The sequence below is a fragment of the Gordonia polyisoprenivorans genome (assembly GCF_017654315.1).
Lineage (GTDB): Bacteria > Actinomycetota > Actinomycetes > Mycobacteriales > Mycobacteriaceae > Gordonia > Gordonia polyisoprenivorans_A.
This window is the reverse complement of sequence record NZ_CP072203.1, coordinates 2779835-2794170: the sequence shown is the minus strand read 5'-3', so window position 1 is coordinate 2794170 and position 14336 is coordinate 2779835. Positions and strand designations below refer to the sequence as shown.

Genomic DNA, 14336 nt, shown 5'->3' with positions numbered 1-14336 from the left:
ATCCTCGCTTTTCGGCTCGGCTAGTTGCCCGCTGGCATGCAGTTACTCCCTACCCACACGCCTTTGACGAAAAGGCGTGCCCGGTAGCCGACGGGGTACTTCGTGGCTTGGTTGCCGATCGCGGCGTTCACTGACTTATGCATGGGCATGAACGGATACTGTGTTGCTCCTGCCCACGTAAGGTCCGGAACGTGGCCGGCCTCGATACTGGCGTTGGGATAGAGGTCTGGGTGGGCTGCACGTTCAGCGGCCCGTGCCCTGGCCTCCCCGGTCCCAACACGGGGATTACCGATGCGGGTGAGGTAGCCGCCGGCTGGGATGTTCGCGTTTGCCCCTACGATGTACTGAAGCACTTCCGCACGGTACTCCCCGGAGTCGTTGCCCTGGGGTGTGCATACTGCCACGACTCCTTCACAGCGCGGTCCGATCTCGCCTTCCTCGCAGTCAGTTTTGGTGTCGGAGAACCGTTTCGAGAAGTTGCGGATCATGATCTCACGCAGGGTGGGTAGGACTCGGGTGCAGCCTTGGGAGGCGATCTGGTCGGTGGAGGCACCGAGCTGGTTCTGTTTGACCATGCCGTCGTCGCCGGACCACATTTGTTCCTTCAAGGATTGGATCTCGGAGGGGCTCAACCCGAGTGGTATGATGCGGCATTGGGCGATCGCTGCATCGGTGGTCTTTGTCTTCAGCGTGTGGTCGTCGACGGTGGGTCCACCGCTGTTCCCGGATCCGCAGCAGGCGCTGTGTTTGGCGGGGGCGAGGATGTCACCGATCGTCGGCAACGCGGTGCCGGGACGAGTGAATGTGCCGATCAGGGTGGTGCCTGAGTTGGTGAGGGTGAACCCAGCCGAGTCGCCTGTGCCGGTGTAGCCGAACGTGTTGGTGAGCAACGCCACCCGCTGCCCGGTGAGCGTTTCCAATGCCATGTCCGCCGATCCCAGCCGATGCCAGCGGGTCCCGAACGGCAGGGTCGCGGTGAACTCGAAGCGGGTGGGTGCTCCTGCCTGGTAGCGCGTGACCTCGATGATCTGGGTCTGGCCCATCATCGAGACCCGCAACGCCGACCCAGCGGTATCAGCGGGCAGCTGCAGCACAATGTCCTGACCGGCCAACGCGGTCGGAATACGGACGGTGCGCACCGCGGCCGGCGCAATCGACGGCGCGGGTGTTGACGGTGCCGGCACTGCGGTGCTCGGCGACGGGCTGCTAGCCGACGGCGGGGGCGTCGAGCCACCGGGTACCGGGACGATGGGTGTGGTTCCGGGTGCGGGGATGTCGGTGGCGCCGTGGGCATTGATGTTGGGTCCGCCACCAGGACCGGGGGTGGTGGTCGTCTGATCCGTCCCGGTGTTTCCGGAGGGTTCGTCTCAAGGGAGGATGAAACCTATGGCAGCGTCTGGATCGATGCGGTATTCGGCGGAGTTGAAGCGCGACGCGGTGGACATGGTCGAGCAGTTGGTGGCCCAGGGCTCCACCGAGTGGGCGGCGATGGGCAAGACCGCGGACTTGTTGGGAGTCGGCTCGGCGGAGAGAGTTCGGCAGTGGGTGCGTAAGGCGCCGTCGTCCGCCGCTGGCGGTGGTGCAGCGAACGCTGTCAGCGAGGAGATTCGACGGCTCAAGCGCGAGGTGGCCGAGCTCAAACGGGCCAACGGGATCTTGAAGGCGGCGTCGGCTTTCTTCGCGGCCGAGATCGACCGGCCACACCGCTAATTGTGAAGTTCATCCGCGCTCACCAGGGACATCGGGTGGGTGCGGATGGCCTTGTCTGGGGCGTCGATTCGATGTGCGCCGTGCTCTGCGAGCACGGTATCAGCATCGCCCCTTCCACCTACTACGAACACATCAACCGCGGTCCGAGCGCCCGTATGCTCGCCGACGCACAGGTCATCGATGCGATCTTCACTTTGCGTCAGAAGCGCCCGCTGATGCGGGTTCTGGGTTCACGCAAGATGTGGATAGTGTTGCGCAGCGGAGGTATTGATGTCTCCCGATGCACTGTTGAACGAGTGATGCGCGAGATGGGATGGCGTGGCGCGAGTAAGAAGAAGCGGGTGCGGACGACCATCCCGGACTCGGCAGCGTCGCGGCCAGCAGATCTGGTCGACAGACAGTTCTATGCTGCGGCTCCAAATCGGTTGTGGGTAGCCGATTTTACGTACTGCCGCACCGAGTCGGGGTGGGCGTACACGGCGTTCGTCATCGATGTGTTCGCCCGCAAGATTGTCGGCTGGAAAGTGGCCTCGGAAATGACGGTGAACCTGGTGACTGACGCTATCAACAAGGCGATCGACAGCCGAAAGCGTTGCGGTGTAGTTGATTTAACGAATCTCATACACCATTCAGGCGCGGGATCGCAATACACGGCGATTGTGTTTGGGCAGCGGTTGGCCGAGGAGGGAATCGCGGCTTCTATTGGCAGCATCGGAGATAGCTACGACAACGCGCTGGCGGAATCGGTGAACTCTGACTACAAGAACGAACTCGTCGACAACCAGCCGCGATTTCACGGCGCGACCGAACTGTCACTGGGCACGGCCGAATGGGTGGCGTTCTACAACCGGGAACGGCCACACAGCTACTGCGACGACCTCACCCCCGACCACGCCGAGCGACTCCATTACGATCGCATGCGCACCCTCAATCCGGAGGAGGCACTCACAACCTGAGCTCTCCGGAAACGCCGGGGTGGATCAATGCTCGCGCAACCCAGACGTCGGCGCGGTGGCCACTACCACCAACACAGTACCCGCTCAACCTCCCAGCCGACTCCGTCCCCAATATAGGAGACACGCCCTAACCGAGCCTCCAGCAAACCCGGGGCGATTCAATAGGCTTGGAACTTCGTGCGTTGCTCGGCGGTTGCGTTATCGGTCGGCAGGATCACGTGGCTGGGCACGGTGGCCGCCTTACCAGACCGATGATGGCTGCGAAACAGATCGATCTGCTGGCGCTGGGCTGACGCAAAGTCATCGTGGTCTTCGGCTGTACTGATGTTGCTCACCAGGAGTTTCAGGCCACTTTGACCAGCCCACCGCGCCGAGCGCAGCGAACCACCGCCGTACCAGATCCGCCCGCCAAGACCCGCACTGTGCGGCTCCACGCGATCCGAGGACAACTCGGTGACTCCACCCAAACCGATGGGGTATTCACCTCACAATGTGGCCGCCGACCGCGCCGGGTCGGCGAGGTCGGTATCGGCCTCGGCCCACGCCTCACGCAACGCTTCGACACCCTTGAGGCGCAGCCACGCCGCTTCGTTCGCGGTGATCGGGATCGCCCGCAGAAACCGCACCGGGTCCATCGGTGCCGGTAACCCCAGCGTGCCGAGATCATCGTCGGAGACCATGACTGCGGTGAAAGGCGCACCATCCCAGAGTGGTTCGCCGAGATCGAGGAGCGCGTCGGCCACCAGCACCAAGCCCTCGACGGCCGGGGCCGCGGCCAGTGTCGCCAGCCGTCGATGCAGGCCCGGCAGCGCAGTACCGGCGTGCATACGAACGACCAGTTCGGCCCGCGGGCCGCGCACCGGGTCCGGATTGAGGTCGGACGGATCGGTCATCGGATGCCGCGCACAACCGACCGTGACGTAAACGACCTCGGTGCCGAGAACAACGCGCACCACATCGATCGGCTCAACCCCGAGAAAGGTCACCGACGCACGCTGCGGCGTCCCGCCGAGCGAGTCGACGAGGTATCGGTTGATGGCATCGCTGGTGGAGTCGCTCACGACCCCCACGGTAATCGCAGCGGCGCCGTCAAGGCCGCGGGAGTCGACGGTGCAGCGGATTGGCACTCACCGGCGTCCGTCTGCGTGCTTCGGTGATGGACGAGACCACTGCGGGCGTCTCGGCGCTCGAGCGCGTCGCGTCCTGCAGCCGCATGGCGATACTCGCGCCGGCACCGAGCGCAGGTGCCCGCACCCTCCGCGTCGCCGCATCCCCGCAGTCGGGACAGGCGATCGCGTCAGGGACCGCAGTCATCGGATAGTGTCGTTCGACTATCGCGCACCGCCGGTCACACCGGAACACATAGGTCGGCATGTCAGCCACCCTAGCGCGATCGGCGTCATCCCGCCTCGGATTGAGCTGCGAACTCAGACAACGTCATACGCTCGTAACGCGCATTGGCTGCGAAACCAATACGAACGTAGTTGAATAGTTTCACCCGGAAACAACCACGTCGCACGGAGGTTCTGTCGATGCCCGAGCTTCTCTTTCCCCTCGATTCCGCGAAGCCCTTCACCGAGCAGCGTCACATCGGGCACAACCGTTGGCATCCCGACATCCCGCCCGCGGTGACCGTCAAGCCCGGGGACACCTTTCGCGCGCATTGCCGGGAATGGTTCGACGGCGCGATCCACAATGACGACTCCGCCGACGACATCCTCAACGCGCCACTCAACAACGTCCACACCTTGTCGGGTCCGTTCGCGATCGAGGGCGCCGAGCCCGGTGACCTGTTGATCGTCGACATCCTCGACGTCGGGCCCATCCCGCAGGAGGATTCGGGACCGCTGGCAGGTCAGGGCTGGGGGTATACCGGTATCTTCGCAAAGCTCAACGGTGGCGGTTTTCTCACCGAGCAGTTTCCCGACGCCTACAAGGCGATCTGGGACTTCGCCGGCCAGTCGGCCACGAGTCGCCATGTGCCGCATGTGAAGTACACGGGTATCGTCCATCCCGGTCTGATGGGCACGGCGCCGTCGGCGGAGTTGCTCGGCCGGTGGAATGCGCGCGAAGCCGCACTCATCGCCACCGATCCGAACCGCGTGCCCCCGCTGGCACTTCCGCCTGAGCCCGACGGCGCGATCCTCGGATCGCTGACCGGTGACGAGTTCACGCGGGTCGCGGGTGAGGGAGCGCGCACCGCTCCCCCGCGCGAGAACGGCGGAAACCAGGACATCAAGAACCTCACCAAGGGCACCCGCGTCTTCTATCCGGTCTTCGTGCCGGGCGCCAACCTGTCCTTCGGCGATCTGCATTTCTCCCAGGGCGACGGCGAGATCACCTTCTGCGGTGCCATCGAGATGGGTGGTTTCATGGATCTCCATGTCGATCTGATCAAGGGCGGGATGGAGACCTACGGCGTGAGCGAGAACGCGATCTTTATGCCGGGCAACACCGATCCGCAGTATTCGCAGTGGATCGCCTTCTCGGGCACGTCGGTCACCCTCGACGGTGAGCAGCGGTATCTCGACTCGGACCTTTCCTACCAGCGTGCATGTCTGCATGCCATCAACTATCTGACGAAGTTCGGGTACAGCCCCGAGCAGGCTTATCTGCTGCTGGGCTCGGCGCCGATCGAGGGACGCCTCTCGGGAGTGGTCGACATACCCAATTCCTGTGCAACCGTGTATATCCCGACCGCGATTTTCGACTTCCCGGTGGCCCCGTCGGCGTCGGGACCGGTGCAGATCGACCCGGGGATGGGCGCGCCGCATTCGGCGTTCTAGGGCGCGCGTCCGCTCAGTCCAGTCGGGGGATCGGACGTGAACATCGACGGTGCCGATCGGCCGTAGACCGGAACCAGCACCGGCACAGCCGGTCTCGAGGCTACTCGCTGCGCTCGTCACACCTCGACCAGAGGGCATAGGAACTCCGACCGGACCCGACTCCGCTCAGCCGGTCAGATCCATCGCCCCAAGGGCGCCAAGAGCACTCGCCAGTCGGGCCCCCGGCCCGTCGGCGTCGTCGATCACCCTGGCAACCGCGGACGAGCGCGCGATGCGCGCCTTGGACCGCGAATGGAGCATCGCGCCCCGTCGGGTGGCGAAGACCACTACTCTGCGTCGGTCGGTCTCGTCGGGCCGCCGGTGCACGAGGTTGTCGTCGATCATCCCGTCGATCAGCCGGGTCAGACTCGGCCCGGGCACCAAGGTGACTGCAGCCAGTTCCGACATCGACCTGCCCACCCCGCCCTCCAGAGCCGCCAGAACGTGCCACTGCGCCGTCGTGAGGCCGTCGAGTTCTGCACTGACCGCGGAGTCGAGTTGGGCCGCAGCAGCATTCAGCAGACGCGACAGCTCCTCGACGGCAGCGGCACGCGCGTTCGGGGCAGTGGACATGATGGGTCATCGTATCGTGATCGACTCCGGTGCGACAGCGCAGCCGGCGTTGCGCAACCGTCGATTCGTGGGACACTGTGCAGGTCAGCACGTATCCACCCGGGGAGTCGGTTGTGGCCTCACCAGTGGTTCTCAGAGGCGACGACGCCACCCTCGACGTCGCTCTCGCAGTGCCGCTGAGCGGTCCGGCCGGCATGTTCGGTCCCTCGTGCGAAGCGAGTGCCGAACTGGCCGTCGCCGATGTCAACGCGGCCGGTGGCATCCTCGACCGCCAGGTTCGGGTGCATCTCGTCGATGCGGGTGCGCCCCTGGACCGGTTGTCGGACACCGTCGACCGTCTCGTCACCACCGGACGCGTGGAGAGTGTGATCGGGTGGCACCTGTCCAACGCGCGCAACGTGATCACCCCGCACACGGCCGGGCGGGTGCCATACGTGTACACGACGTTCTACGAGGGCGGCGAGGACGCCGACGGCGTGTACATGGTGGGTGAGACCCCCGATCAGCAGTTGTTCCCGGCCATCCGCTGGCTGCGCGAGAACCGAGGAATCCGACGCTGGTGCGTGATTGGCAACGACTACGTGTGGCCTCGCGTGACCTCTGCACGTACCCGCGACTTTCTCCGTGGCGTGCACATGGACTTCGTCGGCGACCACTTCGTCCCGCTGCGCGGCCGGGATTTCGGGCCTGCATTGCAGATGATTGCCGATACCCGCCCCGACGGGGTGCTCGTCCTCATGGTCGGCGCCGACGCCGCCGCATTCCACCGCGCGTTCGCCGCGGCGGGTCTCGACGCCCGGCACATCCGACTGTCGATGATGATCGGTGAGGACGTGCTGTGCGGCTGCGGCGCCGAGGCCACCCACGACCTCTACACGGCGTGCGGATACTTCGAAAGTGTGGTCACCCCTGAAGGTCTCGAGTTCGGGTCCCGATACGAGCGTCGATTCGGTCGAACGGCACCGGCATTGAACAACATCGGCGAATCCTGTTACGAGGGTCTGATGTTGCTCGCGGCGCTGGCCCGGGCCGCGGGCTCCCTCGACACCGCCACGATCGGCCGAACGACGCGCGGCGTGACCTACAGCGGACCGCGCGGCGAGGTCGAACTCCGTGGCCGGCACACCCGTCAGCCGGTGTACCTCGCGCGAGCCGACCACCTCGCGTTCGACGTGATCACCGAACTGACCGCCTGACGCATCGACTCGTCGTCCGATCCGGACGTTCCACACCGGGGCGACGGTCGATTACGGTGTGCATGTGGTGAACATCCTGGCGGTCGCCGACGAGGTGGTGGAGTCACTCACCTTCGGGGTGGGCATCGAGACCAAACCCGACCTCATCCTGGGCGCGGGCGATCTCCCCTACAAGTATCTCGACGTGCTGTCGAGCCTGTGCGGTGCGCCATGTGTATTCGTTCCGGGCAACCATGACGGTGATCTGCGCGGCTACCGGCCCTCGCGTGTCGGCTGGACCCGCGCGGGATTGCCGACCAGCTATCCTGGACCGGAGTGTGCGGTCAACGCCGACGGTCGGACGGTGACGGCGGCCGGCGTCCGGATCAGCGGCCTCGGGGGCAGTATCCGCTACAACTCCGGCCCCAACCAGTACACCGAGGCGCAGCAGCGATTGCGGTCGTGGGTGTTGCGCGCTAGAGGTGGTGTGCGTGCCCCCCGCCCACACATCCTGCTCACCCATTCGCCGGCACGCGGCGTGGGCGACGCCGAGGACCGGCCGCACCGCGGGTTCTCGTGTTTCCATCCACTGGTCGACCGACTCCGACCGAGGATCATGGTGCACGGGCACATTCATCCCTATGGTGCACACCCGCGTGACCTGATCATCGGGACCGACACCGTGTCGATGAACGTCGTCGGCTACTGCCAGTTCGATTTCGACACCGACACCGGCGATTTCAGGATCGTGAGGCGCCGATATGGCTCGTGACACCGGATTCCCGGACGCCGACGCCGAGAACGACTTCCAGCGGATGCGACGGCAAGCCGAACTCGCCCGGCTGACACAGTGGTTCACCCGACAACCCGCCGACGTCAATGCGATCCTCCCCTTTGACGAGGTAGTCGCCGCATTGGGCCGCACCGGCGAGACCTACCTGGGACTGCAGACGGTCGAGGTGTCCTCGATCGTCGGAAGTGTGGACCGCACCAAGGATTTCGACCGCTACTTCCGCCCGACTTCGGTCCGGATTCGCAGCCGGTGGCAGCGACTCGCGGCCGCGCAGCGGCGTGGTGAATCGATGCCCCCGGTGCGGCTGTACCGGATAGGTGGAATGCATTTCGTCATCGACGGACACCACCGCATCTCGATCGCCATCGCCCGTCACCTCGACACCATCGAGGCCTACGTCACCGAGATCCATACCCGCATCTCCCCCGAGGGCATCAATGTGCCCGGAGACCTCCTCCTCAAGGACCACCGCCGACTGTTCCTGTCGCGGGTGCCGCTGTCGGGTGCACAGGCCGAAACCATCCGGTTCGCCGACCCCTTCGACTACGCCGAACTCGCAGAGGCGGTGGAGGCGTGGGGATTCCGTCTCAGCCAAGAGGTCGGCGAATTCCTCGGCCGTACCGAGGTGGCACGGCGGTGGTTCGGTGAGGAATTCCTGCCGGTCATCCGTATGGCCCGACGCGCCGATGTCCGGTCCGACCTCGACAGCGACGCCGAACTCTACCTGTGGCTCGCGTGCGAGCGCTATCGTCTGGTACGCAAGCACATCTGGGACGACGAAATCATCGACGAACTCCGCGAACAGCCGCGGCGCCGGCGCCGGTGATCACCGCCGCCGACCGCAGCGCTCACCCCTTCGACAGGGCCGGCCCGCCTGAAACCGAATTCGCCGGTGCACCACGCAGGCTGGTGCCGGTTTGTTGGTCGAAGATGGTGATTTTGGTGGGGTCGAAGTAGAGTTCGGCGGTGTTGCCGCGGCGGATGTGTGATTCGGGGGAGAGTCGGGCGATCATGTCGCCGCCGCCGAGGGTGGCGCCGGAGTCGGCGGATAGTTCGGCGAGTGCGTCATTCGCCGTGTGTTGGGAGTCGATGCGGAAGTAGGCGTAGTTGTCTGATCCCATGGATTCGAGGACGTCGATCCCGGCGGTGAATGTCATGCCGTGGGAGCGGGTGTCGGTGTCGATGAGGTGGGCGTCTTCGAGGTGTTCGGGGCGGATACCGACGAGGACCTCCCCGGTGCTGTTGACCCGGCCGGCGGCATCGGCGACGTGTTGCCGGTCGTGCAGGGTGATCGTGCCGATGGGGGTCGAGATGCCGTCGGCGCCGAGTCGTCCGGGTAAGAAGTTCATGGCCGGTGAGCCGATGAACCCGGCGACGAAGATGTTGGCGGGGTGGGTGTAGAGCTCTTGGGGGGAACCGATTTGTTGGACGTATCCCGAGCGCATGACCACGACCCGGTCACCGAGGGTCATGGCTTCGGTTTGGTCGTGGGTGACATACACGGTGGTGGTACCCAACCGTTGTTGCAGCCGGGAGATCTCTGCCCGCATCTGCACCCGGAGTTTCGCATCCAGGTTCGACAGGGGTTCGTCCATCAGGAACGCTTTCGGCGAGCGCACGATCGCTCGGCCCATCGCGACGCGTTGGCGTTGCCCACCGGACAGATTCGCGGGTTTGCGATCGAGGTAGGGGCCCAGGTCGAGGATGCGGGCGGCGTCGTCGACCTTCGCGGCGATCTCGGCTTTCGACAGTTTCGCCAGGGTCAGTGGGAACGCGATGTTCTCCCGCACCGACATGTGCGGATACAGGGCGTAGGACTGGAACACCATGGCGATGTCGCGGTCTTTGGGGGCGCGTTCGTTGACGCGTTGCCCGGCGATCCGTAGTTCCCCGCTGGTGATGTCCTCGAGCCCGGCGATCATGTTCAGGGTGGTCGATTTACCGCAGCCGGACGGGCCGACGAGGATGATGAACTCGCCGTCGGCGATATCGATATTCACCTCGTGTACCGCGGTCGAGCCGTCGGGATAGGTTTTGCTGACGTGGTCCAAAACGATGTCTGCCATGGGTTTATCCCTTCACCGCGCCGGAGGTCAACCCGGCCACGATTCGACGTTGGAAGAACAACACGAAGATGATGATCGGAATGGTGATCACGACCGCGGCCGCGGCGATCGACCCGGTGGGTTCCTCGAACTGGGAACTCCCGGTGAAGTTCGCGATCGCGACCGGCGCGGTGATCGCCCGTTCGGTCGAGGTCAACGACAACGCCAGCAGCAGGTCGTTCCACGCGAAGATGAACACCAGGATCGCCGCGGTCACCACCCCCGGCGCGGCCAGCGGGGCGATCACCTTCCGGAACGCCTGGAACGGGGTCGCGCCATCCATTTTCGCGGCCTTCTCCAACTCCCACGGGATCTCCCGGAAGAACGCCGAGAGCGTGTAGATCGCCAACGGCAACGCGAAGGTGATGTAGGGCAGGATCAACCCCGGCCACGTGTCGAACAACCCCAGGGTGCGTTCGATGTTGAACAGTGGGGTGACCAGCGAGATCTGCGGGAACATCGCAATCAACAACGCTGCGCCGATCAGCAGGCGTTTACCCGGAAAGTCCAGCCGGGCCACCGCATAGGCGGCCATCGTGCCCAACACCACCGCGATCACCGTGGTGATCAACCCGATACCGATCGAGTTGATCAACGCCGAGGTGAACGCGCTCGTGGAAAAGATCGACGAATAGTTGTCCCACGTCCATTCTTTCGGGATGAACGAGCCGTCGGTGACACTCGACGCGGGTTTGAATGACAAACTCACGATCCACAACAAGGGGATGATGGCATACAGGATCACCACCAGGTTGGCGATCGCCCACCACACTTTCGGTTTGGTACCGGTCTTCACCGCCCCTTACCTCCCCTCGTTGTCCGAGCCCGGTGCCGCAGTACCGAACCCCTTGATGAAGATGAACGCGATGATCGCCACACACACGAAGATCAGGATCGAGATCGCCGACCCCACACCCAGATTGAAACCCTTGAACAAATTGTCGTAGCCGAGCATCGACACCGAATAGGTGTTGTTCGACCCGGCAGTCAACACATAAATGTTGTCGAACACCCGGAACGCATCCAACGTGCGGAACAACAACGCCACCAAGATCGCCGGCTTCATCAACGGCAAAATGATCCGCCACAACCGCGTCCACGCCCCCGCCCCATCCACCTGAGCGGCCTTCAACAAATCATCAGGCACCAACGCCAACCCCGCCAGCAACAACAACGCCATGAACGGGGTCGTCTTCCACACCTCGGCCAACACGATGATCGCCAACGACGGCCACTGCTGGGTCAACGGGGCACTCCCATCCGGCAACAAATTCGCCAGATACCCCGTCCCCGGCGTCCACGCGTAATACCAGGAGAACGCCGCCGCGACCGTCACAATCCCGTACGGAATCAACACCACCGTGCGAATCGTGCCCCGCCCGAACAACGTTCGATGCATCACCAACGCGATCGCCAACCCCAACACGAACTCGATCACCACCGACACCACCGTGATCCCCAACGTCACCCCGAACGCCGTCCACCAATACCCATCCGACAACACAGTCCCGTAATTGGCGAACCACACAAACTCACGCTTACCCGGCGCCGACAAACTCGCCTTGTTCAACGACAACCACACCGCATAAACAATCGGATACCCCGTCACCACCGCCATCATCACCACCGCAGGCAACACCAACCAGAACGCCAACCGACGCTCGGCCTTCTTACCCTCACTCCGCTTCGGGGCGGCGGCCGCCGGTGCAGGGCGATCGATCACCGCGGTGGCCGGTGCGGCCCGCGTCGAGCCGGCTGCATCAGCATCCGGAACCCGGCCTGCCGCCGGTGATTCCGCAGGCGCTTCCCACACCGGGGAATGCACCGTGGGCCCGAAGGTGTGCGGAGCGGTCACGTCGAGACCGGGTTCGGCCGGGGCCGTGGGCTGTTCGCCCTCCGGCATCGCGTGCCGGCCGCGGCGTGAGGCCTCGTTGTCGTCGTTGGTCATGGGATGATGCCCTCCCCGTTGATCGCCTTCTGTACCGCATCGGCGAGCTGATCGACCAGATTCTGTGGGTCCCACGCCCCGACCGGTGACAGCTTGGCCTGAACCAGCGTCGAGATGGACTGATATTGCGGCGATTTCGGACGCAGCGCCGCGTGATCGGGTTCGAGCTGCAGCTTGATGTCGTCGGCCATGGGATAGGCCGCCCGGAACTCCGGGTCGGAGTAGAGCGACGAGATCACCGGCGGCGTACCCGCGTTGAGGCTGTAGTACTTCTGCGCGTCGGCGCTCGTCAGGCACATCGCCGCCTTGAACGCGAGATCCTTCTGCTGCGAGGTGCTGGCGACGGCGATGTTCAGTCCACCCAGCGTGCTCTTGGCGGGTAGATCACCCACCCCCGGATACGGCCGGAAGTCGAACTTCTGGCGCACGGCCTTGGTCACCGGCGCCAACTGCGCGTCGGTGGGCGAGTTGTTCGCGTCGGCAAACAGACTCTTGTACTTCTGCAGATCCGTCAGATACGGGACACTGCCCGCCGACGCGTTCTCTCGCATCGAGGCGAGCACGAACGGCCAATTCACCTCGTAGAGCGCCGATCCGTTCTCCATGCCGAGGCGCGAGCTGGTCTCATCACCGTTGGTCAGCGACGGATCGTGGCCCGGCGCGTTGGCAACCGCCTTGAGGATCTGCAGGGCCTTGACCGTCGCGGCACGGTGCGCCGGGGTGTCGTTCAGCGTCACCTTGCTGGGGTTGTCGGGATCGACGATCTGGCCGCCGGCACTGGCCAACACGGAGTTGAACCACACCATCAGACCTTCATATTGCTTGCCCTGCACCATGATCTGGCCGGGACCGCCCTTGCCGAGACTGACCTGGGCCTGTTCGAGCATCCGCTCCCAGTTGGTCGCGGCGGGCTGGCGAACCGTATCGGCGAGAACATCCTTGCGATACCAGAGCAGCTGCGTATTGGTCCAGATCGGGATGGCGTAGAGGCGCTGGGCAGCATCACCGGGGGTCTTCCACTGCGCTGTCTCCAGCGGACCCCCGAGCGTGCGCGCGGTGACCTGCGCGACGAGATCATCGGGCACCGGGACAAGCCAACCGGCGTCGGCGAACTCGGCGGTCCACACCACGTCCATGCCCATCAGGTCCAGGCTGTGATCGTTGCCCGACAGGCGTCGGGCCAGTTGCAGACGCTGATCGTCGGCCGCCTTGGGCAGCGCAGTGGTGACGATCCGGTATTCGCCCCCGGACTCCTTGGAGCACTTGTCCGCCTGGACCTTCACCGAATTCGCGCCATCGGCAGGCGGATACAGGTTCAGCACGCCTGCCTCGTACCCGGAGCCGCAGGCCGTCACGATCGGCGCCAGCGTGGCCAGCGCAGCCGCGGCGATGACCACCTTGCCGCGGATCCCCAAAGACGACTTCCGGTTTCGCGACCCGTCACCGGGGTCACGACTCGCACCGCCCATCCTGCGCCGCACGCGGCCTCCTCCATGTCGTGCACATGACGACGCCGACGCGTTGTGCGCGACGCGATCATGGCCGTCTCGGAGGTTACGCTATCCCGACATGCATGTGACGGGCAACACAATGTGTGCGGCCGTGCCAATTCGAGACCGTGTGGATCACGTGGATCACGGCGAGCCGATCAGGCCCGGGATCGCGTGACCCGTCTCAGGGGTTCAGTCGGGCCAGCATGTTCCGCGCCTTCTCCGCGCTCTTGGGATCACACAGCACGTCGTAACGTCCCGCCACCAATTGCATGGTCGAGGCGAAATCACGCTGACCGCGGGTCGCCGCATAGGGGATGGTCGCCGAGATCAGACCGAAGATGACACCGCCGACAAGACCGAAGAGGATCGGCACCAGCGGATTTCCGGAGACGACGATTGAGACCAGCAAGCCGAAGAACAGACCCAGCCACGCTCCCGACACGATGCCGCCACCGATGACCTTGCCCCACGTCAGCCGTCCGATGACGCGCTCGACTTGCATCAGGTCGACGCCGACGATGGTGACGTCCTCGACCGTGAAGTGCTCGTCGGACAGGTAGTCCACCGCCCGCTGAGCCTCGGCGTAGGTCGAATACGAGCCGATCGGCCAACCCTTGGGCGGCGTCGGCAGTCCCGGCGTCTGCCGCGACGGCTGCATGGGATTGGTCATTCTCACTCCTTGCGGGTCAGTCGGGTCCGCAACCGGCCTCGGGTCCTCGACCCGCCGCCGGCATGCATTCGTCCCCGGTGCGATGCCA

The 14336-nt window shown here is 64.6% G+C and carries 16 protein-coding genes; 7 read left to right on the top strand and 9 right to left on the bottom strand.

Annotated features, from left to right (window positions below):
- Positions 1-20 precede the first annotated feature (20 nt).
- Positions 21-1139: a hypothetical protein gene (locus J6U32_RS12610; RefSeq protein WP_208795736.1), complete on the bottom strand. Its 1119-nt coding sequence runs from the start codon at positions 1137-1139 to the stop codon at positions 21-23.
- On the opposite strand from J6U32_RS12610, the gene J6U32_RS12605 reads away from it, so the two are divergent.
- Positions 1132-1338 (top strand): hypothetical protein, encoded by a 207-nt coding sequence (locus J6U32_RS12605; protein ID WP_208795735.1) that lies wholly within the window; start codon positions 1132-1134, stop codon positions 1336-1338. The genes J6U32_RS12610 and J6U32_RS12605 overlap by 8 nt on opposite strands.
- A 48-nt stretch (positions 1339-1386) precedes the next feature.
- Positions 1387-2666, top strand: a protein-coding gene (locus J6U32_RS12600; protein ID WP_208795734.1) for an IS3 family transposase whose coding sequence is annotated in 2 segments (ribosomal slippage) — positions 1387-1672 and positions 1672-2666 — 1281 coding nt in all. Because the reading frame shifts where the segments join, the coding sequence is not laid out codon by codon here.
- A 158-nt stretch (positions 2667-2824) separates the two neighbouring features.
- Here the strand turns inward: J6U32_RS12600 and J6U32_RS12595 are convergent.
- Both J6U32_RS12595 and J6U32_RS12590 read right to left on the bottom strand, forming a co-directional pair.
- Complete coding sequence (locus J6U32_RS12595) at positions 2825-3133, bottom strand: hypothetical protein (protein WP_208795733.1); 309 nt, start codon at positions 3131-3133, stop codon at positions 2825-2827.
- Positions 3134-3151: 18 nt separating this feature from the next.
- Positions 3152-3727, bottom strand: a complete 576-nt coding sequence (locus J6U32_RS12590; RefSeq protein ID WP_208795732.1) for a suppressor of fused domain protein — start codon at positions 3725-3727, stop codon at positions 3152-3154.
- A 59-nt stretch (positions 3728-3786) separates the two neighbouring features.
- Here J6U32_RS12590 and J6U32_RS27710 point away from each other — a divergent pair, with 59 nt between their 5' ends.
- Positions 3787-3987: a hypothetical protein gene (locus J6U32_RS27710; protein ID WP_208796360.1), complete on the top strand. Its 201-nt coding sequence runs from the start codon at positions 3787-3789 to the stop codon at positions 3985-3987.
- 211 nt (positions 3988-4198) lie between these two features.
- The gene (fmdA, locus tag J6U32_RS12580) at positions 4199-5452 is read left to right on the top strand and encodes a formamidase (protein ID WP_208795731.1); all 1254 of its coding nucleotides are present in this window, start codon (positions 4199-4201) and stop codon (positions 5450-5452) included.
- Positions 5453-5617: 165 nt separating this feature from the next.
- Here fmdA and J6U32_RS12575 read toward each other — a convergent pair whose 3' ends face one another.
- The gene (locus J6U32_RS12575; protein ID WP_208795730.1) at positions 5618-6064 is read right to left on the bottom strand and encodes a MarR family winged helix-turn-helix transcriptional regulator; all 447 of its coding nucleotides are present in this window, start codon (positions 6062-6064) and stop codon (positions 5618-5620) included.
- 113 nt (positions 6065-6177) lie between these two features.
- Here J6U32_RS12575 and J6U32_RS12570 point away from each other — a divergent pair, with 113 nt between their 5' ends.
- The 3 genes from J6U32_RS12570 (at position 6178) to J6U32_RS12560 (ending at position 8858) form a co-directional block, all read left to right on the top strand.
- A complete protein-coding gene (locus tag J6U32_RS12570; RefSeq protein ID WP_244332845.1) occupies positions 6178-7260 on the top strand; it encodes a substrate-binding domain-containing protein in 1083 nt (360 codons plus the stop codon).
- Between the two features lie 64 nt (positions 7261-7324).
- Positions 7325-8011, top strand: a complete 687-nt coding sequence (locus J6U32_RS12565) for a metallophosphoesterase family protein (RefSeq protein WP_208795729.1) — start codon at positions 7325-7327, stop codon at positions 8009-8011.
- Positions 8001-8858 (top strand): chromosome partitioning protein ParB, encoded by an 858-nt coding sequence (locus J6U32_RS12560; protein ID WP_208795728.1) that lies wholly within the window; start codon positions 8001-8003, stop codon positions 8856-8858. Before J6U32_RS12565 ends, J6U32_RS12560 begins: the two co-directional genes overlap by 11 nt.
- A gap of 22 nt (positions 8859-8880) precedes the next feature.
- Here J6U32_RS12560 and J6U32_RS12555 read toward each other — a convergent pair whose 3' ends face one another.
- The 5 genes from J6U32_RS12555 to J6U32_RS12535 form a co-directional block, all read right to left on the bottom strand.
- Positions 8881-10098 (bottom strand): ABC transporter ATP-binding protein, encoded by a 1218-nt coding sequence (locus tag J6U32_RS12555; protein ID WP_208795727.1) that lies wholly within the window; start codon positions 10096-10098, stop codon positions 8881-8883.
- A gap of 4 nt (positions 10099-10102) precedes the next feature.
- Positions 10103-10933, bottom strand: a complete 831-nt coding sequence (locus J6U32_RS12550; protein ID WP_208792839.1) for a carbohydrate ABC transporter permease — start codon at positions 10931-10933, stop codon at positions 10103-10105.
- A gap of 6 nt (positions 10934-10939) precedes the next feature.
- Positions 10940-12085 carry a carbohydrate ABC transporter permease gene (locus J6U32_RS12545; protein WP_244332843.1) on the bottom strand — a complete coding sequence of 382 codons (1146 nt, stop codon included), beginning with the start codon at positions 12083-12085 and terminating at the stop codon, positions 10940-10942.
- Positions 12082-13500 (bottom strand): extracellular solute-binding protein, encoded by a 1419-nt coding sequence (locus tag J6U32_RS12540; RefSeq protein ID WP_208796089.1) that lies wholly within the window; start codon positions 13498-13500, stop codon positions 12082-12084. Before J6U32_RS12540 ends, J6U32_RS12545 begins: the two co-directional genes overlap by 4 nt.
- A gap of 259 nt (positions 13501-13759) precedes the next feature.
- Complete coding sequence (locus J6U32_RS12535; RefSeq protein WP_006368495.1) at positions 13760-14248, bottom strand: general stress protein; 489 nt, start codon at positions 14246-14248, stop codon at positions 13760-13762.
- Positions 14249-14336 lie beyond the last annotated feature (88 nt).

What these genes read in the sequence shown, in the direction of transcription:
- J6U32_RS12575 (WP_208795730.1), bottom strand. Translation starts at nt 6,064, where the DNA reads ATGTCCACTGCCCCGAACGCGCGTGCCGCTGCCGTCGAGGAGCTGTCG.
- J6U32_RS12545 (WP_244332843.1), bottom strand. Translation starts at nt 12,085, where the DNA reads ATGACCAACGACGACAACGAGGCCTCACGCCGCGGCCGGCACGCGATG.
- fmdA (WP_208795731.1), top strand. Translation starts at nt 4,199, where the DNA reads ATGCCCGAGCTTCTCTTTCCCCTCGATTCCGCGAAGCCCTTCACCGAG.
- J6U32_RS12535 (WP_006368495.1), bottom strand. Translation starts at nt 14,248, where the DNA reads ATGACCAATCCCATGCAGCCGTCGCGGCAGACGCCGGGACTGCCGACG.
- J6U32_RS12555 (WP_208795727.1), bottom strand. Translation starts at nt 10,098, where the DNA reads ATGGCAGACATCGTTTTGGACCACGTCAGCAAAACCTATCCCGACGGC.
- J6U32_RS12560 (WP_208795728.1), top strand. Translation starts at nt 8,001, where the DNA reads ATGGCTCGTGACACCGGATTCCCGGACGCCGACGCCGAGAACGACTTC.